Here is a 25096-nt window from a genome sequence, read left to right as displayed (position 1 = left end):
GCGACGGGCGGGTCGGAGCAGCGATCCCCGATCCCCGGTGCGGCCGAGTATCCCCCTCGACCCTGCGACGCGACTGCGGACGCCGGGGCGATTCCCCGACCGGTCAGCCCCGGCGCCGCGATGGGATTTCACCATCGCCCCCGTTCCATCCGCTCTCGCCGCCGCAAGGTCGCAGGCCAGGCGAGCCCTCCATGCGACGAGACCGGTGCATTATGGGGGCGTTTGACCCCTTGGATGGGAGACGAGGGACATAAATCAGCAAGCGGTTGAAATCGCGGGGAATGAACCAGCGGCATTGCGATGGCTGAGCATCGTCTCCTCCCCATTCATGGGGAGGTGGCTCGAAGCGCAGCGGAGAGACGGAGGGGGCTTCGCGCATCGCGGGCGTCTGTGGGACGTCTAGAACCCCTCCACCGCTGCGCGGTCCCCCTCCCCACGCTGTGGGGAGGAGACGATTGATCTCAGCCCTTCACGCGCCAGGTAGCGCCGTCTGGGCCGTCCATGACAACGACGTTCAGGGCGTTCAGGCGGTCGCGGATGCGGTCGGCCTCGGGCCAGTCCTTTGCGGCGCGGGCGCTGGCGCGTTGGTCCAGCAGGGCCTCGACCTCGGCCTTCAGCGCGGGATCGCCGCCCTCGAACCAGGCGTCCGGCGTCAGCGACAGGACGCCGAGCAGCCCGGCCGCTTCCTTCAGGCTCCAGCGCGCCATGACGACATCGTTGATATCGGCATCAGCGTCGTTCAGCAGCTCGCGCAGGGCGGCGCCGAGCCCGAACAGCTGGGCGATGGCGCCCGGCGTGTTGAGATCGTCCTCAAGCGCGTCCAGCACCGGATCCAGGGCGTTCTCGGCCAGCTCCCGCTCAGCCTCGTCCAGCGTGGCCTCGTCGAAGTCGCCAAGGGCCGCGTCGGCGTCGCGCAGGACGCCATACAGCCGGTCCAGGTTCTTGCGGCTCTGATCCAACAGCCCCTGGTTCCAGTCCAGCGGCTGGCGGTAGTGGGCGCTGAGCAGGGCCCAGCGGACGACCTCGCCCGGCATGGCTTGGACCAGGTCGTGCAGCAGCAGGACGTTGCCGATCGACTTGGACATCTTCTCGGCGTCCACGGTCAGAAAGCCGTTGTGCATCCAGTAGCGGGCGTATTCGTCATGGGCCTGATCGCCATGGGCGTGGCCGTGGGCGCAGACACCCTGCGCGATTTCGTTCTCATGGTGGGGAAAGACCAGGTCGATGCCGCCGCCGTGAATGTCGATGGGCAGGCCCAGGGTCTTTTCGATCATGGCCGAGCATTCGATGTGCCAGCCGGGACGCCCCTCGCCCCACGGCGACGGCCAGGACGGCTCGTCTGCCTTCGACGGCTTCCACAGAACGAAATCGTGGGGGTTCTTCTTGTAGGGCGCGACCTCGACGCGGGCGCCGGCGATCATGTCGTCCAGGTTCCGGCCCGACAGGGCGCCGTAGGCCTTGTAGGACGAGACGTCGAACAGCACGTGCCCCTCGGCCGCATAGGCGCAGCCCGCATCGACGATGGCCTGGATCTGATCGACGATGGCCGGAATATAGTCAGTGACGTGGGGGGCCAGGTCGGGCGGCGACACGTTCAGCAAACCCATGTCGGCCAGATAGGCCGCCTCATAGCGGGCCGTGACCTCGCCGATCGGCACGCCCTCGCGCGCAGCCTTCTGATTGATCTTGTCGTCTACATCGGTGACGTTGCGAGCGTAGATCACCTGGTCCGCGCCATAGGTCCGGCGCAGCAGCCGCACCAGGACGTCGAACACCACCGGCGGGCGCGCATTGCCGATGTGGGCGTAGTCATAGACCGTGGGGCCGCAGACATAGAGGGTCACACGATCCTTGTTCCGGGGCTCGAACAGGCGCTTTTCACGGCGCAGGGTGTCGTGGATGTGCAGCGGCATGGATCAGTCTTCAGCGGGTTTTCTTGCGGGACGGACGGTCTGTCCCATATAGCGGCCTGATATACAGTCCCGACGGATTGTAGAAGGTAAACCGGGCGACCCGCCCGCCCCGGCCGGAAATCGAGTTCATGAGCGTCACCCCCGCCAAGCCCGTCCTCGTCAGCGACGAAACCGTGCAACGTCCGTCGCGCGAACAGGCGCTGGAGGCCGTGCGCACCCTGATCGCCTGGGCCGGCGACAATCCGAACCGTCCTGGCCTGATCGACACGCCCAAGCGGGTGGTGGACGCTTACGGCGAATGGTTCGACGGCTATGAGGCCGACGCGGGCAAGGAGCTGAGCCGCACCTTCGAGGATGTGACCGGCTACGACGACATGGTCATCCTGCGCGACATCGAGGTGGAGAGCCACTGCGAGCACCATCTGGCCCCCTTCCTGGGCAAGGCCTATGTCGCCTATCTGCCCGGCGAGAAGGTGGTCGGCATCTCCAAGCTGGCGCGGGTGGTCGAGATCTATGCGCGACGCCTGCAGAACCAGGAAACCCTGACCAACGACATCATCGACGCCATCGAATCGCACCTGCAACCGCGCGGCGTGGCGGTGCTGGTCGACGCAGAGCATCAGTGCATGACCACGCGCGGCGTGCATCATCGGCACGTTTCGACCATTACGACCCGCTTCACCGGCGCCTTCAAGGACGATCCTGCCCTGGCGGACCGTTTTTTGAAGCTGGCCAAGGCCTGAAGGCCGAACCGTCGTCCCTCTGTCGTGTATAATTGACGTTCGCGAACGGCAGATCGTTTAGAACCGCTTTACAAGCCCGCATCGGGACGCCAAGAACCGATCAAGCCTTCGGGCGATCCATAGGGAAATGTCGGCGCGGAACGCAGCCGGCGAGTAACGGAGACGAGCATGGCTGCGAAGATCGGCGGTTCCGGTGGGGACAAGCACACGATCGAACAGACGGCGGATATCAACATCACGCCGTTCATCGACATTCTGCTGGTGCTCATGATCATCTTCATGGTCGCCGCGCCGATGGCGACCGTGTCGATCCGTCTGGACCTGCCGCCCGCACAGCCGCCCACCAATCCGACCGAAGAGAAGGAGCCGGTGTACATCACCATCCAGGAAAACGGTCAGCTGTTCCTGTCGGATAAGCAAACCTCGATCGACAACCTGGCTACCGACGTCTGCACCGCCCTGGGCGGCGGCGCCTGCCAGGAAGAGCGCGTCTTCGTCCGCGCCCAGCCCGAAGTGAAATATTCGCAGTTCATGGAAGTCATGAACAAGATGCAAGAGAACGGCTTCTTCAAGGTCGGCCTGCTGAACGAAGATATCGAATAGGACCTACGTCCTTTCCAAGGATTTGGGCCGCGTTCCGAAAGGGACGCGGCCTTTTTCTTTGTCGCAAGGCTTGCCGGATCGATCGACTGCACCCTTGATGCCGCATCGGTTGTTCGAGGAGTCCGCCCATGCGTCGTCGCACCTTCCTGTCCGCCCTGCCCGCCGGCGCGCTGGCGGCGACCGCAGCCCAGGCCCGGCAGGCTTCTCCCGCCGCCAAACCAACCGAGGCGGCCCCTGCGCCGGCTCGCCCGGCCGACCCCTATGCCGGCGTCGGCATCGGCGACCGGATTTCGGGACCGAAGTTCATGGGGCGCTCGACCGTCTGGGGCGCGAACGGGGCGGCGGCGACGGCGCATCCCGCGGCCAGTCTGATCGGCATCGACACCTTAAGGCGCGGCGGATCGGCCATCGATGCGGCCATCGCCATCAATGCGGCCCTGGGCTTTCTGGAGCCTGTGGCCAACGGCATCGGCGGCGACGCCTATTGCATGCTGTGGGACCCCAAACAGAAGAAGGTCGTCGGGCTGAACGGATCGGGCGCCAGTCCGCGGGGCCTCAGCCTAGAGATCGCGCGATCCAAGGCCATCGACGGCTATCTGCCGCGTTATGGCGCGGTGACGGTGAACGTGCCGGGCACGGTGGACGCCTGGTGGAGCGCGCATCAGCGGTACGGCAAGCTGCCATGGAAAGAGGTGCTGCTGGCCGTCGCCGAACTGTGCGAACAGGGCGTGCCCGTGCCCCAGGTCATCGCCTACTATCTGGAACGCAACATGGCTTCGTTTGATCGGGGCCAAATCCCGATCGAGGAAAACGAGAACCGCAAGCGCATCTGGGCCGCCGGCGGCGCGACGCCGAAGGTGGGCGAGGTCTTCGCCAATCCCTATCTGGGCAAGACCCTGCGGATGATCGCGGAGGGCGGGCGCGACGCCTTCTACAACGGTCCCATCGCCGATCAGATCGAGGCCTATTTCAAGCGGATCGGCGGCTGGATGACCCGCGCCGACCTGGCCGCCCACCACACCGAATGGGTGGAGCCGATCCGGACCAACTATCGTGGGGTCGATGTTTTCGGCCTGGGTCCCAACACGCAGGGGCTAAGCACCAACCAGATCCTGAACATCTGCGAACAATTCGACCTGAAATCGATGGGCTTCCAGTCCGCCGCCTCGCTGCACGTTCAGGCTGAGGCCAAGCGGCTGGCGTTCGAGGACCGGGCGCGCTGGTTCGCCGACGACCGATTCTCCAAGACCCCGGTCGAATGGCTGAACTCCAAGGCCTATGCTGCCGAGCGGGCCAAGCTGATCCGGCCCGATCGGGTGATGGACCGCGTCATGCCGGGCGACGCCCCGCACCACGGCGACACCACCTATTTCAGCGTCGCCGACAGCGACGGGATGATGGTCAGCTGGATTCAGTCCAACTATCGCGGCATGGGTTCGGGCCTGGCGCCCGACAACGGCTCCGAACCGCTGGGCTTCATGTTCCAGGACCGTGGCGAGCTGTTCGCCCTGACCGACGGCCATCCCAACATCTATGCGCCGGGCAAGCGCCCTTTCCAGACGATCATCCCCGGCTTTGCGGTCAAGGACGGCGAGCCCTGGATGGCGTTCGGCGTCATGGGCGGCGCCATGCAGCCGCAGGGCCAGGCCCAGATCATCATCAATATGGTCGATTACGGGCTGGAGCCCCAGGCGGCGGGCGACGCCCCGCGCTGGCAACACTATGGCTCGTCCGAACCGACGGGCCAGCCCCAGGAAGGGACCGGCGTGCTGCATCTGGAAAGCGGCGTGCCCGAGGCGACCAAGGCCCAGCTGCGCGCGATGGGCTGGACGCTGGGCGAACCCGACGGCGGCTTCGGCGGCTATCAGAACGTCATGAAACAGATGAACCCCAGCGGACGCTGGACCTATGGCGCGGCGACCGAGATGCGCAAGGACGGGATCGCGCTGGCTTATTGAAGTTGGCCTACTGATGTTGAGCGACCGATGACCCACGACGAGGTCCGCGCCCTTCTGCTCTCGTTTCCCGGCGTGGAGGATGGCGTGTCCTATGGCGAGCCGTCGTTCAAGGTCGCGGGCAAGTTCTTCACCTGGATGCGCCCGGCGCTGGACGACAGCATCGTGGTGCATCTGGACAATTTGGATGAGCGCGAAGTGCTGATCGAGATGGACCCGGCGACCTTTCACTTCACCGACCACTATCGCGATCATCCCATAGTCCTGGCGCGCGTCGCCAGCGTCGATCCCGTCTGGCTGAGGGCGGCGCTTGAGAAGCGATGGCGTCGGATCGCGCCGAAAAAGCTGTCCAAGGCGCATCCAGACCTTATCGGAGCGGGGTCGGGCGCCTAACTACGCCCCTCAAGCGGACCCAGCCCAAGGAGCGCCCCATGGCCTATGGCGACCAACCCACGATCACCGTCGACGGTATCGAAATCCCCCTGCTCGGTTTCGGCACCTGGCAGCTGGAGCCGGACGATGCGCGGCGCATGGTCGCTGAGGCGCTGCGGATCGGATATCGCCACATCGATACGGCCTGGATCTACAAGAACGAGAAGGCGGTCGGCGAAGGCATTCGCGACTCCGGCGTGGCACGAAAGGACATCTTCCTGACCACCAAGATCTGGGTTGAGCATTTCACTCACGACGCCCTGCTGAAACAGGCCAGGGAATCGGCCGACAGCCTGGGCACGACGCCCGACCTGTTGCTGCTGCATTGGCCCAAGACGACGCCGACGTTCGAAGAGACGCTGGGCGCCCTGAACGAGGCCAAGGACCAGGGCCTGACCAAGTCGATCGGCCTGTCCAACTTCCCCTCCAAGGAATTCCGCCAGGCGCAAGGCCTGTCCAAGGCGCGTCTGCTGACCGATCAGGTCGAGCACCACCCCTATCTGGGGGTCGATCAGCTGGTGGCGACGGCGGCCGAGTTGGGGTCGTCGATCACCGCCTGGTCGCCGCTGGCGCAAGGCAAGATCGCTGACGACGCCACGATCAGCGAACTGGCCAAGGCGCATGGCAAGACCAACGGCCAGATCACCCTGCGCTGGCTGATCCAGCACGGGATCATCGCCATCCCGCGCACGACCAAGGAGAGCCGCGCGCGCGAGAACTTCGACATCTTCGACTTCGCCCTGACGGACGAGGAGATGCAGCGGATGGACGCGCTGGATCGCGGCGAACGCCTGGGCGACTGGCTGGACCCGGCGTTTGAATGGGACAAGACTGCCGCCTGACCGACAAGGGAGGCGCCGGTGTTTCGCAAGCGGGACCAGCCCAGGCTGTGGCGTGCGACGTTCGCCGTCGTGGGCTGGACCGCGCTGGCGCTTCAATATCTGCTGATGATCGCGCCGGCCCAGGGCTGGAACGTGCTGGAACGGACGATCAACTACTTCAGCTTCTTCACCATCCTGACCAACATCTTGGTCGCCCTGGCCTTTACCGGGCCGCTGCTGGGTGAAGGATCCCGACTGGCCCGCTGGTCCGCCAGCGAAGGCGTCAGGGCCGCCGTCGCCATGTACATCGTTGTGGTCGGGGTGGTGTACCACTTCCTGCTGCATCCCTACTGGAACCCGACAGGCTGGTCATTGGTGGTCAATCTGGTGCTGCACTACGTCATGCCCGCCGCCTTCGTGCTGGACTGGGTGTGGTTCACGCCAAAGGGCCGTTTGCGCTGGATCGACCCGGCGAAATGGCTGGCCTTTCCCTTGATCTATGGCGGGTGGACGCTGATCCACGGCCTGGCGACGCGCTGGTGGCCCTATGGGTTCGTCAATGTGGATCAGCTGGGACTGGTCCGGGTCGTGGTGATCTTCGGCGTGCTGCTGGTGTTTTTCCTGATCGTCGGGCTCGGCCTCGTCGGGCTGGATCGGCTGTTCGGTCGCGCGGCGCGTGACAGAGGGGCCACTCCCGCCTAAGCGTCGCGGCATGGCCTACAAATCCCTGCGTGACTTCATCGACCAGCTGGAAGCTCAGGGCGAGCTGGTGCGGGTGTCCGAACCCGTCTCCACCGTGCTGGAGATGACCGAGATTCAGACCCGGCTGCTGAGGAACGGCGGACCGGCGGTGCTGTTCGAAAAACCGGTGATGCCGGACGGCACGATCAGTCCCATCCCCTGCCTGGCCAATCTGTTCGGCACGGTGAAACGGGTCGCCATGGGGGTGACGCTGGAGGGCAAGGACCGAACCACGGCGGGCGAACTGCGCGAGGTCGGCGAACTGCTGGCCTTCCTGCGCAATCCGACGCCGCCGCGCGGTCTGGGCGACGCGATGGAGATGCTGCCGCTGATGCAGACCGTCCTGTCGATGCGGCCCAAGACGGTGAAGAAGGCGCCGGTGCAGGAGGTGGTGCTGAAAGGCGATCAGATCGACCTGACCGCCCTGCCCGTCCAGTCGTGCTGGCCCGGCGAACCGGCGCCCCTGATCACCTGGGGCCTGGTCGTGACCAAGGGGCCGTCGGACGACCGCGAGGACGACTTCAACCTGGGCATCTACCGGATGCAGGTGTTGGGCAAGGACAAGGCCATCATGCGTTGGCTCGCCCACCGCGGCGGGGCGCAACACTATGCCCGGCACAAGAAGGCGCGGCCCAAGGAGCCGCTGCCCTGCGCCGTCGTGTTGGGCGCCGATCCCGGCACGATCCTGGCGGCGGTGACGCCGGTGCCGGACACCCTGTCGGAATATCAGTTCGCGGGCCTGATGCGGGGCGCCAAGGCCGAGCTGGTCCCATGCAAGACCGTGCCGCTGATGGTGCCGGCCCAGGCCGAGATCGTGCTGGAGGGCCATGTCCTGCTGGACGAGTTCGAGGACGAGGGCCCGTACGGCGACCACACCGGCTATTACAACTCGGTCGAGAAGTTCCCGGTCTTCAAGGTCAGCGCCATCACCATGCGCCGCGACCCCATCTATCTGACCACCTTCACCGGCCGGCCGCCGGACGAGCCGAGCGTGCTGGGCGAGGCGCTGAACGAGGTGTTCATTCCCCTGCTGCGCCAGCAGTTTCCCGAGATCACGGACTTCTGGCTGCCGCCCGAGGGCTGCAGCTACCGGATCGCGGTGGTGTCGATGAAGAAGGCCTATCCGGGCCACGCCAAGCGCGTGATGCTGGGGGTCTGGAGCTATCTGCGCCAGTTCATGTACACCAAATGGGTCATCGTCGTGGACGACCACATCGACGCCCGCGACTGGAAGGACGTCATGTGGGCCATCTCGACCAAGATGGACCCGGCGCGCGACATCACCGTGATCGAGTCGACGCCCATCGACTATCTGGACTTCGCCAGCCCCGAGAGCGGCCTGGGCTCCAAGATCGGCCTGGACGCCACCGACAAATGGCCGCCCGAGACCAAGCGCGAATGGGGCGAGGGAATTCGCATGGACGAGGCGGTCGTCGAACGGGTCAACGACCTGTGGGATCGTCTCGGCCTGCCGGGTGACGGAACGCCGATCTGGAAATAAGCTTGGCTTTTGGTCACGCCGGGGGGCGATGTGAGCGCATTCGAGTTCTTCTTCAGCTTTTACGGCCTGCTGCTGGGCCTGTCGGTGGCCGAGCTGGTCGGCGGGTTCGCGCGGGTGCTGCATGAGAAGCAGCGGATCCGGTTCGGCTGGCTGACGCCGATGCTGGCCCTGTTCGTGGCGATCGACATCGCCACCTTCTGGAACCAGGCCTGGGTCATCTTCCGCGGCGCGCCGTTCAACACCTTCGTGCTGCTGGTTTCGCTGGCCATCGCCGCGACCTTCTACGTCGCCGCCAGCGTGACCTTCCCCCGCGTTTCGGCCGAGGGCGGCGATCAAAAGATCGATCTGGACGCGCATTTCTGGTCGCATCGGCGACTGGTGTTCGGCTGCATCCTGGCGGCCAATCTGATCGTGGCGGTGATCGTGATCATCCTGGCACAGCTCAATCCCGGCTTCGCCAAGATCGCCGGCTCGGTGCGTTTATGGGTCGGAGTCGCCATCTTCGTGATTGGCACGGCGACGGCGGCGTTTGCGCCATCGCGCCGGGTTGCGGTCGGCGCCCTGGTCGTCGTGCTGCTGTACAGTCTCTGGCAGATGGGCAACGCGGCGACGCTGTTGCTCAAGGCCGGCGGCTGGGCGCCCGTCCTGGGCGGCGGCGGTTGAAACCTTGTCAGGGCGGCGCAATCGGCTCACGAAAGGCCATGCAGTCCCCTCTTCTGGTTTCGGCGCTGGTCGCCGCCCTTGCCTGTAGCGTGAGCCCCGCCATGTCCCAGACGCTTCCCAACACCGCATCTTGGGATCAGGCCTTCTTGCCGCCCGCCCCCGCCTGGGACGGTGCGTCCAAGGCGCTGCTGCGCGATGCGTCTGATCCTTGGGTCACGGCGTTCGAGGCCGATCCGGGTCATGACTTCAGCCCCAACTATGTCGACACCCGCGCCTGGTTCGATCGCCTGGACGCCGCAAGCGACCTGATCCGCATCGAGCAGTTCGGCGTCTCGCCCGAGGGCCGGCCCATCTATGCGGTGATCGCGTCCAAGGATGGCGCGACGTTCGATCCAGCCAAGCCGGTGTTGATGATCCAGGCCGGCATCCACCCCGGCGAGATCGACGGCAAGGACGCGGGCATGATGCTGCTGCGCGACATCGCCTTCTATGGGAAGGACGCCCTGCTGGACCGGGTCAATCTGATCCTGATCCCCATCCTGAGCGTGGACGGCCACGAGCGTTCCGGCCCCTATTCCCGGCCTAACCAGCGGGGGCCGCGCATCCAGGGCTGGCGCAATACGGCGACCAACCAGAACCTGAACCGCGACTATCTGAAGCTGGACCAGCCCGAGATGCGGGCCGTGCGCGGCCTGATCCTGAAATACCGGCCGGACCTGTATGTGGACGTCCACGTCACCGACGGCATGGATTACCAGTACGACGTCACCTACGGCTTCAACGGCGAGGACGGGAGCTTCAGCCGTTCGCCGAACGGCTCGGCCTGGCTGGATTCGGTGTTCAAGCCGGCGATGAACGCCGCGCTGGAACGCGAAGGCCATATCCCCGGCGAACTGGTGTTCGGCATCGACGACGACGAGCCGAAGAAGGGCCTGTCGGACGGCGGCCTGGGCGAGCGGTTCTCCAACGGCTGGGGCGCGGCGGCGCATGTGCCGACGATCCTGATCGAGAACCACAGCCTGAAACCGCACGAACAGCGGGTCTTGGGCGCCTACGTCTTCATCGAGGAGGCGATGCGTCTGCTGGCCGATCAGGGCGCCGGTCTTCGCGCCGCGACCGATCAGGACAAGGCCCTGCGTCCAGCGCAGATCCCCGCCAACTTCGAGGCCGACGAGACGGCGTCGTCCACCCGCCCGTTCAAGGGCATGCTGTACGAGATGTATGACAGTCCCGCCTCGGGTCGGAAGGAAATCCGCTGGCTGGGCCAACCTGATCCCGACCTGTGGCAGATGCCCTTCTATGGCTCCAAGCCGACGCTGACACTGACGCGGCCGACGGCCTACTGGGTGCCGGGCTATCGCACCGACATCATCGAGCGGCTGAAGACGCACGGGATCGAAATGGAGACGGTCGAGGCTGCGCGCATCGTAAACCTTTCGATGCTGCGCCTGGTCGAGCCCAAGCTGGCCACCCGCGCCAACGAAGGTCACGTGCAGGCTTCGGTGAAGACGGTGGAGGTCGAGAAGCGCGACTGGACGTATCCGACCGGCTCGGTGCGGGTGCCGACGGATCAGCCGCTGGGCGACATCGTCGTGCTGCTGCTGGAGCCGCAATCCAGCGAGAGCTTCTTCGCCTGGGGCATGTTCCCCGAGGTGATGAGCCGCGTCGAATATATCGAGGCCTACGCCATCGCGCCGCTGGCGGACAAGATGATGGCGGCGGACCCGGCGTTGAAGGCCGAGTTCGAGGCCAAGGTGGCGGCCGACGCCACGTTCGCCGCCGATCCGCAGGCGCGTCTGGCCTGGTTCTATGAACGCACACCCTTCTATGACGACCACTATCTGCTGTACCCCGTCGGGCGTGAGGACTGATCGATGACCACGCCGCTGATGTACGCCGTCCAGGCCGCCGCCCTGTGGAGCGGCCTGCTGATCCTGATGATGCTGGTCTTGTCGGGCATCGTGGTCAGCGGGCGGCGCAAACACATGGTGTCGTTCGGCGACGGCGGAAACGCGGATCTGATGGCCGCCAGCCGCGCCTTCGGAAATCTGGTGGAATATGCGACGCCGGGCATGATCGCCATGCTGCTGCTGGCCGCCGTCGGCGCGCCGGCCTGGATGATCCACGGGGTCGGCGCGACGCTGTTCGTCGGCCGGGTCGCCCATGCCCTCGGCCTTTTGCTGCAGACCGGGCCGTCGCTGGGTCGTGTCGTCGGCATGCTGCTGACCTGGGTGGCGCTGCTGACGGCGGCTGTGGGGCTGATCGCCTTCGCCGTCGTCTGACGCGGTTGCGGTGCAGCGGGGCGTCCGCCATATCGGGGCATGACTGAAACCCTGGCTGCGCCCGTTTCCACCGATCTTCTCAACGACATCGTCAAGGCCGCGCTGAAGGCCGGCGCCGACGCCGCAGAGGCGGTCAGCGCCGATCGCCGATCCCTGTCGGTCGGGGTGCGGAACGGCAAGCTGGAAGACGTCGAACGCGAGGAATCGCGCGACCTGGGCCTGCGCGTGTTCGTGGGCCAAAGGCAGGCGTCGGTCTCGGCCTCGGACCTTTCGCCGGCGACCCAGCAGCGCTTGGTCGAGCGGGCGGTGGCCATGGCGCGGCTGGCGCCGGAAGACCCCTACGCCGGTTTCGCGCCCGAAGATCGGCTGGCGCGCGGCCCGTTCATCGATCTGGACCTGTTCGATCCCAGCGAACGCAGCGCCCAAACTCTGGAACAGGTCTCGGCTGAGGCCGAGGCGGCGGCCCTGGCGGTCCCCGGCGTGGCGCGATCCGAAGGCGGACACGCGGGCTGGTCATCCAGCCGCTGGCGGCTGGTGACCTCTCACGGGTTCGACGGCGCCTATCAAGGGTCGGCCTTCTCGCTGGGCGTAGGCGTCATCGCCGAAAAGGACGGCGCGATGGAGCGCGGCGGCGAGAGCCGTTCGACCCGACACCTGTCCGACCTGCCGAGCGCCGACCTGATCGGCCGCACCGCCGGCGAGCGCGCCGTGTCGCGCGTGGGGCCGCGCAAGATCGCCTCGACCACCGCGCCCGTGATCTTCGACAACCGGATGGCGGGCCAGATCGTGTCGCCAGCCATCGGCGCCATTTCCGGCCCCTCGATCGCGCGCGGCACCTCGTTCCTGAAGGACCGCATGGGTCAGCGCGTGTTCGCCGAGGGCGTCACCCTGATCGACGATCCGTTCCGCCCGCGCGGCATGGGATCGACCCCGTTCGACGACGAAGGCGTAATGGTCCACAAGCGCGCCCTGTTCGACGACGGCGTCCTCACCACCTGGTTGCTGAACAGCGCCTCGGCCCGGCAACTGGGTCTGGAAACCACCGGCCATGCTTCGCGGGGGCTGGCCGGGCCATCCGGGGTCTCGACTCACAATCTGCATATGGAACCGGGCGAGCGGGATCTGGCGGGCCTGATGGCCGACGCCGGGACCGGCCTATTGGTGACGTCGATGTTCGGCCCGTCGCTGAACGGCAACACCGGCGACTGGTCCGCCGGGGTGTCGGGCTTCTGGTTCGAGAACGGCGTGATCGCCTATCCGGTCAGCGAGGTCACGGTCGCGGGCAAGCTGACCGACCTCTATCTGCGCATCGAGCGCGGGTCGGACCTGGAGTTCCGGGGCGGGTTCAACGTGCCCAGCCTGATGTTCGACGCGGTGGCCATCGCGGGCAAATGATGGACCTGAACGCTGACCTCGACTTGATCCGCCAGGCCGCCATCGATGCGGGTTCGCTGGCCATCGCCGAGCGCGAAGCGGGGCTGAAGATCGAGTCCAAGGTCGGCGGCTCGCCCGTCACCAGCGGCGACCTGAAGGTCGACGCCATGCTGAAGGACAGGCTGCTGTCGGCGCGGCCTGATTATGGATGGCTGTCGGAAGAGACGGCGGATACGGCCGAGCGTCTGTCGAAACGACGCATCTTCGTGGTCGATCCCATCGACGGCACCGTCGCCTACATGAAGCGGACGCCGTGGTGGTGCGTGCCCATCGCTGTGGTCGAGGACGGCGAGGTCGTCGCCGCCGTTATCCATGCGCCCGAGGTGGACGAGACCTATGTGGCGACGCGCGGCGGCGGGGCGCGACGTAACGGCAAACCCATCCACGCCTCGGATGTCGATACGTTGGAGGACGCCTCGATCTTGGGCGATGCGAGACTGATCGAAGCGCCCTATTTCGACGACGAGCCGTGGCCGGCGATGCGTTTCGAGAAACGCAACGCCCTGGCCTATCGGATGGCGCTGGTCGCCGCCGGTGCCTTTGACGCCGCCCTGGCCCTGACGCCGAAATGGGACTGGGACGTCGCTGCGGGCTGGCTGATCGCGACCGAAGCCGGCGCGAGGGTCAGCGATCACCACGGGCGGCCGTGGGCCTTCAACCGGCCGGATCCGCGTCAGGCCAGCCTGGTCTGCGCGGCGCCGGTCATCCAGCCGATGATCGTGCGGCGCTGTAAAAACGTGCCGCTTTCGACCTGAAGGCGGGGACGGAAAAACCCCCGCCAACATTGATCCGAGGGCGTTCTCGGCCTATGCCGCGCGCAAACCTCCTCCCCCCAAGCCTTCCGGCCCAGCCTTCAGGATTTCCGATGACCGATCAGAATGCCGTCCCGCCGCAGCTGCTGCACATCGTGATCGGCGGCGAGCTTCGTCACCTGGGCGAGCCGACCTTCCGCGACCTGTCGCAGGTCGAGTTCGTCGGCGCCTTCGGCAGCTATGACGAAGCCAAGAAGGCCTGGAAGGCGCGCGCCCAGGCGACCGTGGACAACGCCCACATGCGCTATTTCATCCTGCACGCCCACAAGCTGATCGATCCTCGCGGCGACGCGGCCTGAGCCGAGGACTGAGTGCGACATCGAGGGGCCGAACCGGCTCCTCGATCCGACGTTTCGATCTGTAGGCGAGGACGACGATGAACCTGGAACCGCAACAGATCTTTCAACTGGTCAGCCTGCTGGCCGTGCTGGCGCTGTTCAGCTTTTCGCTGCGCGGCCACATCAACTACGCCCGCTGGTTCAAGCGGTGGGAGGCCGATCGCAAGGCCCGTCGCGACGCTGAACTGGCCGCCGTGGCCCGCGCAAACGGCGAGGCCGGCGACGAGCCGAAAACCGGCCCCTGGGGCTGAAGCCCCCTACTCCCGCTGCAGCAGCTTGTCGGTCAGCAGCGTGCCCCACCAGCCGGCCTTGAACTCGGCGCGGATGGCCTTGGGGTCGTAGTCGGGGCTGTCGACCCAATCGATGAAGCTGACGCCCTTCGGCTCGATTTCGTTGACGTATTTTTCCAGCGTATAGTCCAGCACGCCGGTCAGCCCCTCGCGCGAGTGCAGATATTTCTTCGAGAGCTGCTTCATGGCGACCGAGATCGGCTCGCCGAGGTGAAAGTGGCGATAGAAGACCGCCATCATCCCCGCCCGATCCGCGCCGGACTTGCAGTGGATCAGCACCGGATACTGGATCGTCCTGAACAGCTCGCGCGCGCGGTGGATGCGCACCGTCTCGGGCGGATCGCGCGAGTCCAGCGGCGCGTCGATCAGTGTCAGGCCCAGCCGCTCGCAAGCGTCCTTCTCCAGCCAGTAATAGCCCTCATCCCGCTCGCCGCGCAGATTGATGACCGTCTTGACGCCCTTAGACTTCCAATAAGCTAGCTGGCGCGGCGACGGCTGATTGGTGCGCACCAGATCCGGGCCCAGCCAGTGGGCGTTGGAAAACGCCACGCGCAGAAACGCGTGGTCGGCCCAGAAATAATGCCAATGCGCCCGAAAACGGCCCATCGCGGTCGAGAGGTCGAAGCGCGCCATGCCCGCCAGATAGCGATCCGACGCCGCCGCGTCATCCGATCTCGATCCTGATGCGTTGGAATGTTTGTCGAGAACAGGAGGTCCAGATGAAAACCCTCGCCATCGCAGCCGCCGTCGTGGCCAGCCTTTGGGCGGGTGCGGCCGTCGCCCAGACGCCGCCGCCCGAGGATCAGGCCCTGATCGCCTATCTGCGCGAACGGGCGAAAGAGGCGCTGGACACCACCCGATACACCGCCGCGATCACCCCCGACGGCGGCACGACCCTGGTCTATCTGACGGGTCCGAACTGGTGCGGGTCGGGCGGATGTCGGCTGCTGGTGCTGGACCGCACCGGCGCGACCTATCGCTCGGTCGGCGAGATCAGCGTCGCGCGCGCGCCGATCCGGCTGCTGGAGCGACAGACCCATGGCCGACGGGATCTGGGCGTCTATGTCGCGGGCGGCGGAATCACCGAAGGCTATGAGGTCGCCGTGCCGTTCGACGGGCGTCGATACGCGTCCAATCCGACGGTTCCGCCCGCCGTAAGGATCCAGGAAGCGCCCGGCGAAACCCTGATCCGCGCCGACGAGCCGGGCCGTGCGCTGGAACCTTCGCCGGACAAGCCTTGACTTGAACGGCGGCTCGGACGACCGAGAGCCGATGACCGTCGCCGCCTCCGAAACCATGCCGCTGCGCGCCCTGTTGGCGCGGATTTGGCGCGACTATCTGTCCAAGCACAAGGGATCGCTGATCCTGTCGGTCTTGTGCGCGGCGACGACGGGCCTGCTGACGGCGGCGCTGCTGAAGCTGCTGGAGCCGGCCGTCAACGGTCTGTTCCTTGGCGGGACCAGGCCGATCAGCCTGTTCGGCCTGGTGACCTTTCCGGCGGACAAAGCCGTCGTCTGGATCCCGGTCGCCATCCTGACCGTCGCCATTGCGCGGACCCTGGCGGCGCTGGGTCAGGCGGCTCTGGTCAACCGGCTGGGCCACACCATCGTCGGCGACATCCAGATTCGCCTGTTCGGGGCCATGATCCGCGCCGATCTGGCGCGCTTACGCAGCCAGCACTCGGGCGGCTTCGTCTCGTCGGTGCTGTTCGACGCCAATATGGTGCGCGAGGCCTTCACCTCGGGCGTGGTCAACTACACCCAGAACCTGCTGACCCTGATCGCGGTCCTGATCTACATGGGGTTCATCGACTGGCAGCTGACGATCGTCGTGCTGCTGGGTGTGCCGCTGGTGGCGCTGGTGCTGCGCCGGTTCGGGCGCAAGACGCGCAAGGCCGCCGTCGGCGCCATGGCCGAGACCGAGAACCTGTCCACCGCCCTGATGGAGAATCTGGACGGGGTTCGCCTGATCAAGATCGAGAACCGCGAGGCCGCCGAACAAGACCGCGTCGCCGAGGTGGTCGCCCGACGCCAGCGCCACGTCATCAAGGGCGCCAACGCCCGCGCCTTCGCCGGCCCGTCCAGCGATCTGGTCGCCTATATCGTCGTCGCCGCCGTCATGGCCTACGCCGGATGGCGGGCGCAGTCGGGCGACATGACCGTGGGCGGTTTCGCCGCCTTCATCGGCATGCTGCTGGCCGCCGGGCAGGCCCTGCGTCAGGTGACCAACCTGGCCACGGTGATGAGCGAGGGGTTCACCGCCGCGCGCCGCCTGTTCGGCGCCCTGGACATCCAGCCCGAAATTCGCGAGGCGGCGGACGCCGCGCCCCTGGCCGCCGGGCCGGTGGAGGTCGTGCTGAACAATGTCTCCTTCGCCTACGCGGGGACCGATGCGCCGACGCTGGACGGGGTGTCTCTGCGGGTCGCGCCGGGTGAGACGGTGGCCCTGGTCGGGCCGTCGGGCGGCGGCAAGAGCACGATCCTGAGCCTGTTGCCGCGCTTCTATGATGTGACCGGCGGGGCGGTGACGATCAACGGCGCAGACGTGCGCGCGCTTCGCATCCATGACCTGCGCGACCACATCGCCCTGGTGACGCAGGAGCCCTTCCTGTTCGACGACACCATCGCCGCCAACATCGCCTATGGACGGCCGGGCGCGACGCAGGCGCAGATCGAAAACGCCGCAAGGTCCGCCGCCGCCCATGACTTCATCACCGCCTTGCCGCAAGGTTACGACACCCGCGCGGGCGAGGCGGGCCTGCGTCTGTCCGGCGGTCAGCGCCAGCGCATCGCCATCGCCCGCGCCTTCGTCAAGGATGCGCCCATCCTGCTGCTGGACGAGGCCACCAGCGCCCTGGACACCGAGAGCGAGGCCCTGGTCCAGGCGGCGCTGGAGCGGCTGATGCAGGGGCGCGCCACCCTGATGATCGCCCACCGCCTGTCCACCGTCCGGAACGCCGACCGCATCTATGTGATCGAGGCTGGCCGCGTGGTCGAGGAAGGCGCGCACGACGCCCTGGTCGGCAGAGGAGGCCTCTATTCTCGCCTGGCGCGCCAGCAGTCGCTGGACGGCGCCGCGCCCACGGTCGAGACGGTCGCGTGAGGCCGCTGCGCATTCCGGCCGTCCAGGCCAGCCTGTCCTTCATCCTGGCGCACTGGATGCAGTTTTGCTTCGCCACCATGCGCTGGACCCATGAAAACCAGGCGGTGGCCGAGGGGGTTTGGGCCCGAGGCGGCGGGGTTTTGTGCGCCTTCTGGCATTCGCGCATCGGCCTGTCGCCGGCGTGCTGGCCGCTGAACCGCGCGCAGCCGGCCAAGGCGTTGATTTCGCTGTCGGCGGACGGTCAGTTCATCGCAAAGGCCGTGGCTCGCCAGGGCTTTCCCGCCATTCGCGGTTCGTCGTCGAACAAGGACAAGGCCGACCGGGACAAGGGCGGATCGCAGGCGCTACGGGCTGGCCTGCGTCAGTTGAAGATCGGCGCCCTGGCCATTACGCCGGACGGTCCGCGCGGACCGGCGCGGCAGATGGCCGAGGGTCTGCCGATGATGGCCAAGATCTCAAAGGCGCCGACGCTGTTCATCGGCATGTCGTGCAATCCGGCCATCCGGCTGAACAGCTGGGACCGCGCGATCCTGCCCCTGCCCTTCGCCAAAGGCGCCATCGTGTGGGACATCGCCGATTATCCGACCGGCGACGACTTGGATCACGTCCGCCAGGACTGGGCCGCGCGGCTGAACGCCGTCGAGGCGCGAGCCGATGCGATCACGGGCCTGAAACCGTGAGGATGCAGCCGTGACGCCGCTGCCGCTGATCGCCTATCGGCTGGCGACGCGCGCGCTGGAGCCGCTGGCCCCGCGCCTGCTGGATGCGCGCGCCAGGCGGGGCAAGGAAGACCCGGTGCGGGTGGACGAGCGGATGGGCTTCACCCGCACCGCGCGCCCCGAAGGTGATCTGGTCTGGCTGCACGGCGTCAGCGTGGGCGAAAGCCTGTCGCTGCTGCCCGTGGTCGAGCGGTTCGTGAAGGCGCGACCGGACCTGACCGTGCTGGTCACCTCCACCACCGTGACCTCGGCGCGCATCCTGGCCGAGCGGCTGCCTGAAGGCGTCATCCATCAGTTTGCGCCGGTCGATGCGCCGGGCGTGGTCGAGCGGTTCCTGGATCACTGGCGACCGGGCCTGGCGGTGTTCGTCGAGAGCGAGTTGTGGCCCAATCTGTTGCTAGAGGCGCAGCGGCGCGGCGTGAAACTGGGCTTGGTTAGCGCGCGGATCACCGAGAAGACCGTCGAAGGCTGGGCGCGGTTTCCCGCCTCGGCGCGGGCGCTGACCGGCGCCTTCGACCTTGTCCTGCCCCAAGATCCGGTCTCGGCCCAGCGGCTTGAGGGCATGGGGGCGCGGATCGACGGCCTGGTGAACCTGAAGCTGTCGGGCGAGCCTTTGCCGCACGACCCGGCGGCCTTTAGCCGCGTGTCCGCCGCGATCGGCGACCGGCCGGTGATCGTCGCCGCCAGCACCCATGAGGGCGAAGAGGTCGCCATCGTACGGGCGCTGGACCATTTGAACGAGCGCGTCTGCCTGATCCTGGCGCCGCGCCATCCCGAGCGGGGGCCGCACATCGCCCAGGCTCTGCAGCGCGACGGTTATGCCTTCGCCATGCGCTCGCGCGGCGAGACGATCGGGCCGGACACCGACATCTATCTGGCCGATACGCTGAACGAGATGGGCCTGTTCCTGCGGCTCGCGGACGTGGTGGTGATGGGCGGCTCGTTCGCGCCCGCCATCGGCCTGCCGCCCGTCGGCGGGCACAATCCGCTGGAGCCCGCGCGCTTGGGCAAGCCGACGATCACGGGGCCGGACGCGTCCAACTGGGCGCCGGTGACTGCGGCCCTGGTCGAGGCGGGGGGCCTGGCCCTGGTTCAGGCGCCGTCCGACCTGCCCGGCGTGATCGAGCCCCTGCTGGAAGACCTGAACGCGGCCGGGGCCATGGGCGAACGGGGGCGGCGCGCGGCTGTCGAAGCTGGAGGCGGGCTGGAGCGACTGTGGGCGCTGCTGTCGCCGCTGATGCCGCAGAGGCAGGGCCGGCGATGAAGCTGAACACGCCGCGCTGGTGGTATGTGCGCGACAGCAACCACGCCCGGATGACGCGCACGGCGTTGAAGCCGCTGGGCTGGATCTGGGCCGCCGTGACCGCGCGTCGGATGGCCAAAACGGTCCCGGCAGACCCCGGCTGCGCGGTCATCTCGGTCGGCAATCTAACGGTCGGCGGATCGGGCAAGACGCCGGTCGCGCGCGAAACCTTGCGGCTGCTGCGGGCGGCGGGGGTGGAGGCGCAAGGTCTGTCGCGCGGCTATGGCGGGCGGCTGGAAGGGCCGGTGCGCGTCGATCCTCAAATCCATACGGCCGACGATGTCGGGGACGAACCCCTGATGCTGGCGCAGGGATCGCCGGTCTGGATCGCGCGCGATCGCGCGGCGGGCGCCAAGGCCGCCGTCGCGGAGGGGGCGCAGGCTTTGGTGCTGGACGACGGCCATCAGAATCCGGCGCTGAAGAAGACCATCAGCCTGATCGTCGTGGACGGCGAGACGCGCGGCGACGAATGGCCGTTCGGAGACGGTTCGGTCTTTCCCTCGGGTCCGATGCGCGAGCCGCTGAAGGCCGGGCTGGCGCGCGCCGACGCCGTGGTGGTCATGCTGCCGACCGATGTCGAAGACGCCGATCCCGAACTGCTGGCGGTCTTCGGCGCCCTGCCCGTCTTCGTCGCGCGCCTGACGTCCGAGGGGCCCCCGCCGTCGGGGCCCCAGGTCGGCTTCGCTGGCATCGCCAAGCCCTGGAAGGTCGAGCGCTCGCTAAAGGCGGCGGGCTGCGACTTGGTCGACTTCGTCCCCTTCCCCGACCACGCGGCCTATAGCGACGCTGACATGACGTTCCTGACCGACCGGGCGGCGGTGTTCGACGCCCGCCTGGTCACGACGGAAAAGGACTGGGTCCGGCTGACGCCCGAGCAGCGCAAGGACGTCGTCGCCTGGCCGGTCGTCGCCCGGTTCGAGGACGAGGCGGCTTTCGCCGCCTTCCTGAACGACCGGATTTAGTCGGCGCGATAGACGACGCCGGACTTCATCACGAACTTCATCCGCTCCAGCTCGGTCACATCCGTCAGCGGATCGCCCGAGACGGCGACGATGTCGGCGGGCATGCCTACGGCGATCTTCCCGGCCTCATTGGCGATACGCAGGTGTTCGGCGGCGCTGACGGTGGCGGCCTGGATGGCCTCGAGCGGGCTCAGGCCGGCGCGGACCAGAAGCGCGAACTCCTGGGCGTTGTCGCCGTGGGCCGAAACGCCCGAGTCGGTGCCGAAGGCGATCTTGACCCCGCCCTCGTGCGCGCGGCGCGCCATGTTCAGCATCTTGGGACCGGCCTCCAGCGCCTTGGCCGTCTGGGCGGAGGTGAAGAAATTGTCCGGACCGGACGCGATCCGGGCCACAAAATCCCCAGCCAGCAGGGTCGGGATCAGCCAGGCGCCGTTCGACTTGAACAGGCGGATCGATTGATCGTCCAGATAGGTGCCGTGTTCGATGGAATCGCCGCCGGCCCGCAGGAAGGCGTTGATGCCGTCCACCCCGTGGGCATGCGCCGTCACCTGGCGGCCCATGCGGTGGGCGCTGCCGACGATGGCGGACAGTTCGTCGTCGCTGAACTGCTGGTTCAGGCCGGCGGCGGTGTTGGACAGAACGCCGCCCGTCGCGGTGATCTTGATGATGTCGGCGCCGGCGCGAACCTGGGTGCGGACGGCGCGCATGCAGTCCTCAGGCCCCGAGCAGATGCTCTCGGACGACAGCAGGTGCATGACGTCCTCGCGATAGCCGTTGATGTCGCCATGCCCACCGTGGATCGACACTGACGACCCCGCCGCAATGATGCGCGGTCCCGGCACGTCGCCGTTCCTGACGGCGTTCCGCAGGGCGAAGATGGCCTGGTTCGAGGCGCCCAGATCCGCCACCGTCGTAAAGCCGGCCATCAGGGTGCGACGCGCATAGCGGGCGCCGGCCATCGCCTGATCCGCGTCCGAAAGCGTCACCTCTTCAAGGCGTGCGTTCGGATTTTGCTGGCTCGTCAAATGGACGTGGCTGTCGATCAGGCCGGGCAGGACAAAGGCCTGGCGCAGGTCCACGACCTTGCCTTGAGAGGCGTCGCCGACGAAGCCGTCGCGCACTTCAACGACCTGGTTCCCTCTGATCACGAGAGTTTTATCGCGTTGCACAACGCCGTTCGACGGATCCGCAAGCAACCTTCCGGCTTCAACGAACGTTGTGTTGGGTTGCGTTGAAACGCCTGTGGCCACGGGGGTTTGCTGCGCGTGAGCGCTTACCGCCGACGCCATCAGCGCCGCCAGCGCGATTCCAAAACGTTTCATCGAACCCTCCCCGCGACGCGTCGGCCGCAAAAATGCCCCACAAGGCTCAGGTTGCCTCGCCCGTAACCAACTGAAACAAACACGCCTCAAGACCAACCGCAACGAGGGCGTCGCATGCGGCTATCGAGACGAGGACTTATTCTGGGCGGATCGGCCATGTTGGCGGGATGCGCCAGCGCGAGCGCTACGGCGCCGCTGACGACGGCTCAGAACGGAACTCCGATCGCCATGCCCCAGGTCGGTCTGCCCACGGTCCAGACCTCCGCCCTGACGCCTCCGCCGCTGGATCCGCGCGGTCACGTTCGCAAGGAACTGATGGAGCGCGCCATGACCGCGCTGGACACCCATCATCACCGCCTGCCGCTGCGTGACCGGATGTATCTGGTCGATTTCCAGAAGTTCTCGGGCGAGGAGCGGCTGTACGAAGTCGACCTGATCGCGGGTGAAGTGAAGGTGCTGCGCACCTGCCACGGTCGGGGATCGGACCCCAGCCACACCGGCTATGCCCAGCGCTTTTCCAACACGCCGGATTCCAACATGTCCTCGATCGGCGCCTATGCGACGGCCGGCGCCAACTGGGGCGCGCAGCAGGGGCCGAACGTGCTGCTCGACGGGCTGGAATACACCAACGACAAGGCGCGCGAGCGGGCCATCATCATCCACGGCGCCGACTACGCCGATCCCGACTTCCTGGCGCGCGAAGGCAAGCTGGGCCGCAGCTACGGCTGTTTCTCGGTCGCACATACCGACCTGCCGGCCTTGCGCGAGCGCATGGGCGAAGGCCGACTGCTGTTCGCGGCGGCCTAAACTGCAACGTCGCCCGCTCGCTCAAGTGGTTTGACGGCCTCGTGAAAGGTGCATAGGGTTTGCTCCTCACAGGAGCACCCCGATGTCTCTCGTCGCCGCTTTGGCCGCTCTGATGCTCATTCAAGAGCCATCAGCGGGTGCGGTCGATCAGCCCACGCGGCTGGAAGACATCGACGTGGTCGGAAGAAGCCTAAGATCGATGATCGATGACTTCGTCGGCGAAGTCGCTGCTCCGAACTCGGGTCGCGGCATCGCACGATGGGATAATGCGGTCTGCGTAGGCGTTGCCAATCTTGAACGAGAGACGGCGCAATACATCGCCGACAGGGTGTCGACAGTAGCGGAAGACATTGGTCTTTCGCCTGGCGCGCCGGGATGTAAACCGAATATATTGGTGATCGCCACTGACCAGCCGTCAGCCTTGGCGACCGAGCTTGTGCAGCGGCGCTCGAGAGCTTTTCGAATGGGTGGGTCCGGTATGGACCGAGGCGGCGCTGCTCTTCGTGCCTTTCAGTCGTCTGACAAACCTGTTCGATGGTGGCAACAGGCAATGCCCGTAGACTCTGAAACGGGGCAGCGCGCGGTACGTATTCCGGGCGAGTGTCGCAACTCTTGTACAAGCGTGAAAGACTTTGCCCCTACAATCAGCGTTTTTTCCGCATCGCGCATTTCGTCTCAAATCGTGGACAATATTTTCCGAACGATTGTAGTAGTCGATGTCAATCAAACAATGAATGTCTCCGGTCAGCAGTTGGCTGACTACATAGCCATGATTTCGTTTGCTCAGATTGACCCTGACGCTAATACGCGACCTTACGTGTCTGTGCTCAATGTCTTCGACACGCCAGACATAGCTGAAGGCCTGACCGATTGGGACGTGGCTTATCTAAAAGGCTTGTATGACGCCGAAAGAACGCGCCAAAACGGTAGAGCGGGAAAGACAGAAATCGCGGCATCAATAGAGCTCACCCACGAGAGATTGCGTTCAGCAAGCGATGCGGACGAAGCGCCTCCTCCCTGATTTTGGCTTCAACCCCGGTCCAGCGCGCGCCAGCCGATGTCGGAGCGGTTGAAGCCACCGGGCCAGTCGATCTTGCGGATGGCGGCATAGGCGCGTTCGCGGGCCTGAGCGATGTCGTTGCCCTCGGCGCAGACGTTCAGGACGCGCCCGCCCGAGGCGGCCAGCAAGCCGTCGTCGCGGCGCTTGGTTCCGGCGTGGAAGACCTGGACATGAGGGCCGAAGTCCTGATCGGCGCCACGGATGATCGAGCCTTCCAGCGGGCTGTCGGGATAGCCCTTGGCGGCCATGACCACACAGATCACCGTCTGCGGCTTGAAGGCGGGCGAAGCCAGGCCCGAAACGTCGCCGCGCGCGCAGCCCAGCAGATAGGGCACGATGTCACCCGCCATCCGCATCATCAGCACCTGGCATTCCGGGTCGCCGAAGCGAGCGTTGAACTCGACCACCTTGGGGCCGTCTTCGGTCGCCATCAGACCGGCGTAGAGGACGCCGCGATAGGGCGCGCCTTCCTCCGCCATCTTGCGGATCGTCGGCTGGACGATCAGCGCATCGGCCTGCTGCACCAGCTCGGGCGTGAAGACGGGCGCGGGCGAGTAGGCGCCCATGCCGCCGGTGTTGGGACCAAGGTCGCCGTCGAAGGCGCGCTTGTGGTCCTGGGCGCCGCCGAACAGCAGGGCGCGTTGACCGTCGCACAGGGCGAACAGCGAGCCTTCCTCGCCGTCCATGAACTCCTCGATCACGACACGGGCGCCGGCCGCGCCGAACCGACCGCCCAGCATGCGCTCGATCTCGGCCTCGGCGTCGGGGCGATCCGGGCTGATCGCCACGCCCTTGCCGGCGGCCAGGCCGTCAGCCTTGATGACATAGGGCGGCCGGAACACGTCCAGCGCCGCCTTGGCGTCCTTGACCGTGTCGTAGACGCCGTAGCCGGCGGTGGGGATTTCGTGCCGTTCAAGGAAGCCCTTCGAAAAGGCCTTCGAGGTTTCCAGCTGCGCCGCCTTGGCGGTCGGCCCGAAGCAGGGAATGCCGGCCGAAGCCAGACGGTCGGCGAGACCAGCGGCCAGCGCTACCTCTGGGCCCACAACGACCAGATCGGCCTTGATCTCTCTGGCCAGGGCGGCCAAGCCGTCGGCGTCGTCCGCCTTGACGGCGCGCAGCTCGCACAGCTTCTCGATGCCAGGGTTGCCGGGCGCCGCGACCAGGCGCGTGACCAGCGGCGACTGGGCGATCTTCCAGGCCAGGGCGTGTTCGCGGCCGCCCGATCCGACGAGAAGAATGTTCATGAGATCGGGCAATGACCGGCCGGCGCCGGCCGGTCAAGCGCCCGTCAGA

Annotated in this window: 25 protein-coding genes; 21 read left to right on the top strand and 4 right to left on the bottom strand. The window is 66.6% G+C overall.

Annotated features, from left to right (window positions below; translation table 11 throughout):
* Positions 1 to 461 precede the first annotated feature (461 nt).
* Complete coding sequence (cysS, locus tag ASF31_RS03440) at positions 462 to 1913, bottom strand: cysteine--tRNA ligase (protein WP_055753312.1); 1452 nt, start codon at positions 1911 to 1913, stop codon at positions 462 to 464.
* Between the two features lie 128 nt (positions 1914 to 2041).
* Here cysS and folE point away from each other — a divergent pair, with 128 nt between their 5' ends.
* The 14 genes from folE (at position 2042) to ASF31_RS03370 (ending at position 14489) form a co-directional block, all read left to right on the top strand.
* Entirely contained in the window at positions 2042 to 2656 is a 615-nt protein-coding gene (folE, locus tag ASF31_RS03435) for a GTP cyclohydrolase I FolE (RefSeq protein ID WP_055753311.1), read from the top strand.
* Positions 2657 to 2824: 168 nt separating this feature from the next.
* The gene (locus tag ASF31_RS03430) at positions 2825 to 3259 is read left to right on the top strand and encodes a biopolymer transporter ExbD (RefSeq protein WP_055753310.1); all 435 of its coding nucleotides are present in this window, start codon (positions 2825 to 2827) and stop codon (positions 3257 to 3259) included.
* A 128-nt stretch (positions 3260 to 3387) separates the two neighbouring features.
* Positions 3388 to 5217 carry a gamma-glutamyltransferase family protein gene (locus ASF31_RS03425; protein ID WP_055753309.1) on the top strand — a complete coding sequence of 610 codons (1830 nt, stop codon included), beginning with the start codon at positions 3388 to 3390 and terminating at the stop codon, positions 5215 to 5217.
* Positions 5218 to 5244: 27 nt separating this feature from the next.
* Positions 5245 to 5607 carry an MmcQ/YjbR family DNA-binding protein gene (locus ASF31_RS03420; RefSeq protein WP_055753308.1) on the top strand — a complete coding sequence of 121 codons (363 nt, stop codon included), beginning with the start codon at positions 5245 to 5247 and terminating at the stop codon, positions 5605 to 5607.
* A 38-nt stretch (positions 5608 to 5645) separates the two neighbouring features.
* Positions 5646 to 6488 carry an aldo/keto reductase gene (locus ASF31_RS03415; RefSeq protein ID WP_055753307.1) on the top strand — a complete coding sequence of 281 codons (843 nt, stop codon included), beginning with the start codon at positions 5646 to 5648 and terminating at the stop codon, positions 6486 to 6488.
* A gap of 18 nt (positions 6489 to 6506) precedes the next feature.
* Positions 6507 to 7169 (top strand): Pr6Pr family membrane protein, encoded by a 663-nt coding sequence (locus tag ASF31_RS03410; RefSeq protein ID WP_055753306.1) that lies wholly within the window; start codon positions 6507 to 6509, stop codon positions 7167 to 7169.
* 10 nt (positions 7170 to 7179) lie between these two features.
* Positions 7180 to 8709 (top strand): UbiD family decarboxylase, encoded by a 1530-nt coding sequence (locus ASF31_RS03405; protein ID WP_055753305.1) that lies wholly within the window; start codon positions 7180 to 7182, stop codon positions 8707 to 8709.
* A 30-nt stretch (positions 8710 to 8739) separates the two neighbouring features.
* Positions 8740 to 9372 (top strand): hypothetical protein, encoded by a 633-nt coding sequence (locus ASF31_RS03400; RefSeq protein WP_055753382.1) that lies wholly within the window; start codon positions 8740 to 8742, stop codon positions 9370 to 9372.
* A 101-nt stretch (positions 9373 to 9473) separates the two neighbouring features.
* On the top strand, positions 9474 to 11243 hold the full coding sequence (locus tag ASF31_RS03395; protein ID WP_235551231.1) for a M14 family metallopeptidase: 1770 nt from the start codon (positions 9474 to 9476) through the stop codon (positions 11241 to 11243).
* Positions 11244 to 11246: 3 nt separating this feature from the next.
* Positions 11247 to 11654 (top strand): MAPEG family protein, encoded by a 408-nt coding sequence (locus tag ASF31_RS03390; protein ID WP_055753303.1) that lies wholly within the window; start codon positions 11247 to 11249, stop codon positions 11652 to 11654.
* A 39-nt stretch (positions 11655 to 11693) separates the two neighbouring features.
* Positions 11694 to 13049: a TldD/PmbA family protein gene (locus ASF31_RS03385; RefSeq protein ID WP_055753302.1), complete on the top strand. Its 1356-nt coding sequence runs from the start codon at positions 11694 to 11696 to the stop codon at positions 13047 to 13049.
* Complete coding sequence (locus ASF31_RS03380) at positions 13046 to 13843, top strand: 3'(2'),5'-bisphosphate nucleotidase CysQ (protein WP_088582736.1); 798 nt, start codon at positions 13046 to 13048, stop codon at positions 13841 to 13843. Before ASF31_RS03385 ends, ASF31_RS03380 begins: the two co-directional genes overlap by 4 nt.
* A gap of 110 nt (positions 13844 to 13953) precedes the next feature.
* Positions 13954 to 14199 (top strand): DUF4170 domain-containing protein, encoded by a 246-nt coding sequence (locus ASF31_RS03375; protein ID WP_017505336.1) that lies wholly within the window; start codon positions 13954 to 13956, stop codon positions 14197 to 14199.
* Between the two features lie 77 nt (positions 14200 to 14276).
* Positions 14277 to 14489, top strand: a complete 213-nt coding sequence (locus ASF31_RS03370; RefSeq protein WP_055753301.1) for a hypothetical protein — start codon at positions 14277 to 14279, stop codon at positions 14487 to 14489.
* Positions 14490 to 14495: 6 nt separating this feature from the next.
* On the opposite strand, the gene ASF31_RS03365 is transcribed toward ASF31_RS03370, so the two are convergent.
* Complete coding sequence (locus ASF31_RS03365; RefSeq protein ID WP_055753300.1) at positions 14496 to 15161, bottom strand: tyrosine-protein phosphatase; 666 nt, start codon at positions 15159 to 15161, stop codon at positions 14496 to 14498.
* A gap of 86 nt (positions 15162 to 15247) precedes the next feature.
* Between ASF31_RS03365 and ASF31_RS03360 the strand changes: the two genes are divergently transcribed.
* From ASF31_RS03360 to lpxK, 5 genes are read left to right on the top strand one after another with little or no spacing between them, the layout of a single operon-like run.
* Positions 15248 to 15769, top strand: a complete 522-nt coding sequence (locus tag ASF31_RS03360; RefSeq protein ID WP_055753299.1) for a hypothetical protein — start codon at positions 15248 to 15250, stop codon at positions 15767 to 15769.
* A gap of 31 nt (positions 15770 to 15800) precedes the next feature.
* Complete coding sequence (locus tag ASF31_RS03355) at positions 15801 to 17630, top strand: ABC transporter ATP-binding protein (protein ID WP_055753380.1); 1830 nt, start codon at positions 15801 to 15803, stop codon at positions 17628 to 17630.
* Positions 17627 to 18310: a lysophospholipid acyltransferase family protein gene (locus ASF31_RS03350; protein WP_055753298.1), complete on the top strand. Its 684-nt coding sequence runs from the start codon at positions 17627 to 17629 to the stop codon at positions 18308 to 18310. The genes ASF31_RS03355 and ASF31_RS03350 overlap by 4 nt, the downstream gene beginning before the upstream one ends.
* A 10-nt stretch (positions 18311 to 18320) precedes the next feature.
* Complete coding sequence (locus tag ASF31_RS03345) at positions 18321 to 19613, top strand: 3-deoxy-D-manno-octulosonic acid transferase (protein ID WP_055753297.1); 1293 nt, start codon at positions 18321 to 18323, stop codon at positions 19611 to 19613.
* On the top strand, positions 19610 to 20614 hold the full coding sequence (gene lpxK, locus ASF31_RS03340) for a tetraacyldisaccharide 4'-kinase (RefSeq protein WP_055753296.1): 1005 nt from the start codon (positions 19610 to 19612) through the stop codon (positions 20612 to 20614). The genes ASF31_RS03345 and lpxK overlap by 4 nt, the downstream gene beginning before the upstream one ends.
* Here lpxK and ASF31_RS03335 read toward each other — a convergent pair.
* Complete coding sequence (locus ASF31_RS03335) at positions 20611 to 21936, bottom strand: amidohydrolase family protein (protein ID WP_055753295.1); 1326 nt, start codon at positions 21934 to 21936, stop codon at positions 20611 to 20613. The two genes, lpxK and ASF31_RS03335, sit on opposite strands and share 4 nt — an antisense overlap.
* Before the next feature lie 156 nt (positions 21937 to 22092).
* Here ASF31_RS03335 and ASF31_RS03330 point away from each other — a divergent pair, with 156 nt between their 5' ends.
* Positions 22093 to 22743 carry a murein L,D-transpeptidase catalytic domain family protein gene (locus ASF31_RS03330; protein WP_235551230.1) on the top strand — a complete coding sequence of 217 codons (651 nt, stop codon included), beginning with the start codon at positions 22093 to 22095 and terminating at the stop codon, positions 22741 to 22743.
* A gap of 82 nt (positions 22744 to 22825) precedes the next feature.
* Positions 22826 to 23764: a hypothetical protein gene (locus ASF31_RS14205; protein WP_082464981.1), complete on the top strand. Its 939-nt coding sequence runs from the start codon at positions 22826 to 22828 to the stop codon at positions 23762 to 23764.
* Between the two features lie 8 nt (positions 23765 to 23772).
* On the opposite strand, the gene purD is transcribed toward ASF31_RS14205, so the two are convergent.
* Complete coding sequence (purD, locus tag ASF31_RS03325; RefSeq protein ID WP_055753293.1) at positions 23773 to 25047, bottom strand: phosphoribosylamine--glycine ligase; 1275 nt, start codon at positions 25045 to 25047, stop codon at positions 23773 to 23775.
* Positions 25048 to 25096: the final 49 nt, after the last annotated feature.

Source organism: Brevundimonas sp. Leaf280, from assembly GCF_001422455.1.
Classification (GTDB): Bacteria; Pseudomonadota; Alphaproteobacteria; order Caulobacterales; family Caulobacteraceae; genus Brevundimonas.
This window is presented reverse-complemented; position numbering and strand designations above follow the sequence as displayed.

What these genes read in the sequence shown, in the direction of transcription:
- ASF31_RS03415 (WP_055753307.1), top strand. Translation starts at nt 5,646, where the DNA reads ATGGCCTATGGCGACCAACCCACGATCACCGTCGACGGTATCGAAATC.
- ASF31_RS03375 (WP_017505336.1), top strand. Translation starts at nt 13,954, where the DNA reads ATGACCGATCAGAATGCCGTCCCGCCGCAGCTGCTGCACATCGTGATC.
- ASF31_RS03360 (WP_055753299.1), top strand. Translation starts at nt 15,248, where the DNA reads ATGAAAACCCTCGCCATCGCAGCCGCCGTCGTGGCCAGCCTTTGGGCG.
- ASF31_RS03330 (WP_235551230.1), top strand. Translation starts at nt 22,093, where the DNA reads ATGTTGGCGGGATGCGCCAGCGCGAGCGCTACGGCGCCGCTGACGACG.
- folE (WP_055753311.1), top strand. Translation starts at nt 2,042, where the DNA reads ATGAGCGTCACCCCCGCCAAGCCCGTCCTCGTCAGCGACGAAACCGTG.
- ASF31_RS03430 (WP_055753310.1), top strand. Translation starts at nt 2,825, where the DNA reads ATGGCTGCGAAGATCGGCGGTTCCGGTGGGGACAAGCACACGATCGAA.
- ASF31_RS03355 (WP_055753380.1), top strand. Translation starts at nt 15,801, where the DNA reads ATGACCGTCGCCGCCTCCGAAACCATGCCGCTGCGCGCCCTGTTGGCG.
- ASF31_RS03370 (WP_055753301.1), top strand. Translation starts at nt 14,277, where the DNA reads ATGAACCTGGAACCGCAACAGATCTTTCAACTGGTCAGCCTGCTGGCC.
- ASF31_RS14205 (WP_082464981.1), top strand. Translation starts at nt 22,826, where the DNA reads ATGTCTCTCGTCGCCGCTTTGGCCGCTCTGATGCTCATTCAAGAGCCA.
- ASF31_RS03390 (WP_055753303.1), top strand. Translation starts at nt 11,247, where the DNA reads ATGACCACGCCGCTGATGTACGCCGTCCAGGCCGCCGCCCTGTGGAGC.
- ASF31_RS03405 (WP_055753305.1), top strand. Translation starts at nt 7,180, where the DNA reads ATGGCCTACAAATCCCTGCGTGACTTCATCGACCAGCTGGAAGCTCAG.
- ASF31_RS03425 (WP_055753309.1), top strand. Translation starts at nt 3,388, where the DNA reads ATGCGTCGTCGCACCTTCCTGTCCGCCCTGCCCGCCGGCGCGCTGGCG.
- ASF31_RS03380 (WP_088582736.1), top strand. Translation starts at nt 13,046, where the DNA reads ATGATGGACCTGAACGCTGACCTCGACTTGATCCGCCAGGCCGCCATC.
- ASF31_RS03365 (WP_055753300.1), bottom strand. Translation starts at nt 15,161, where the DNA reads ATGGCGCGCTTCGACCTCTCGACCGCGATGGGCCGTTTTCGGGCGCAT.
- lpxK (WP_055753296.1), top strand. Translation starts at nt 19,610, where the DNA reads ATGAAGCTGAACACGCCGCGCTGGTGGTATGTGCGCGACAGCAACCAC.
- ASF31_RS03395 (WP_235551231.1), top strand. Translation starts at nt 9,474, where the DNA reads ATGTCCCAGACGCTTCCCAACACCGCATCTTGGGATCAGGCCTTCTTG.
- ASF31_RS03385 (WP_055753302.1), top strand. Translation starts at nt 11,694, where the DNA reads ATGACTGAAACCCTGGCTGCGCCCGTTTCCACCGATCTTCTCAACGAC.
- cysS (WP_055753312.1), bottom strand. Translation starts at nt 1,913, where the DNA reads ATGCCGCTGCACATCCACGACACCCTGCGCCGTGAAAAGCGCCTGTTC.
- ASF31_RS03335 (WP_055753295.1), bottom strand. Translation starts at nt 21,936, where the DNA reads ATGAAACGTTTTGGAATCGCGCTGGCGGCGCTGATGGCGTCGGCGGTA.
- purD (WP_055753293.1), bottom strand. Translation starts at nt 25,047, where the DNA reads ATGAACATTCTTCTCGTCGGATCGGGCGGCCGCGAACACGCCCTGGCC.
- ASF31_RS03420 (WP_055753308.1), top strand. Translation starts at nt 5,245, where the DNA reads ATGACCCACGACGAGGTCCGCGCCCTTCTGCTCTCGTTTCCCGGCGTG.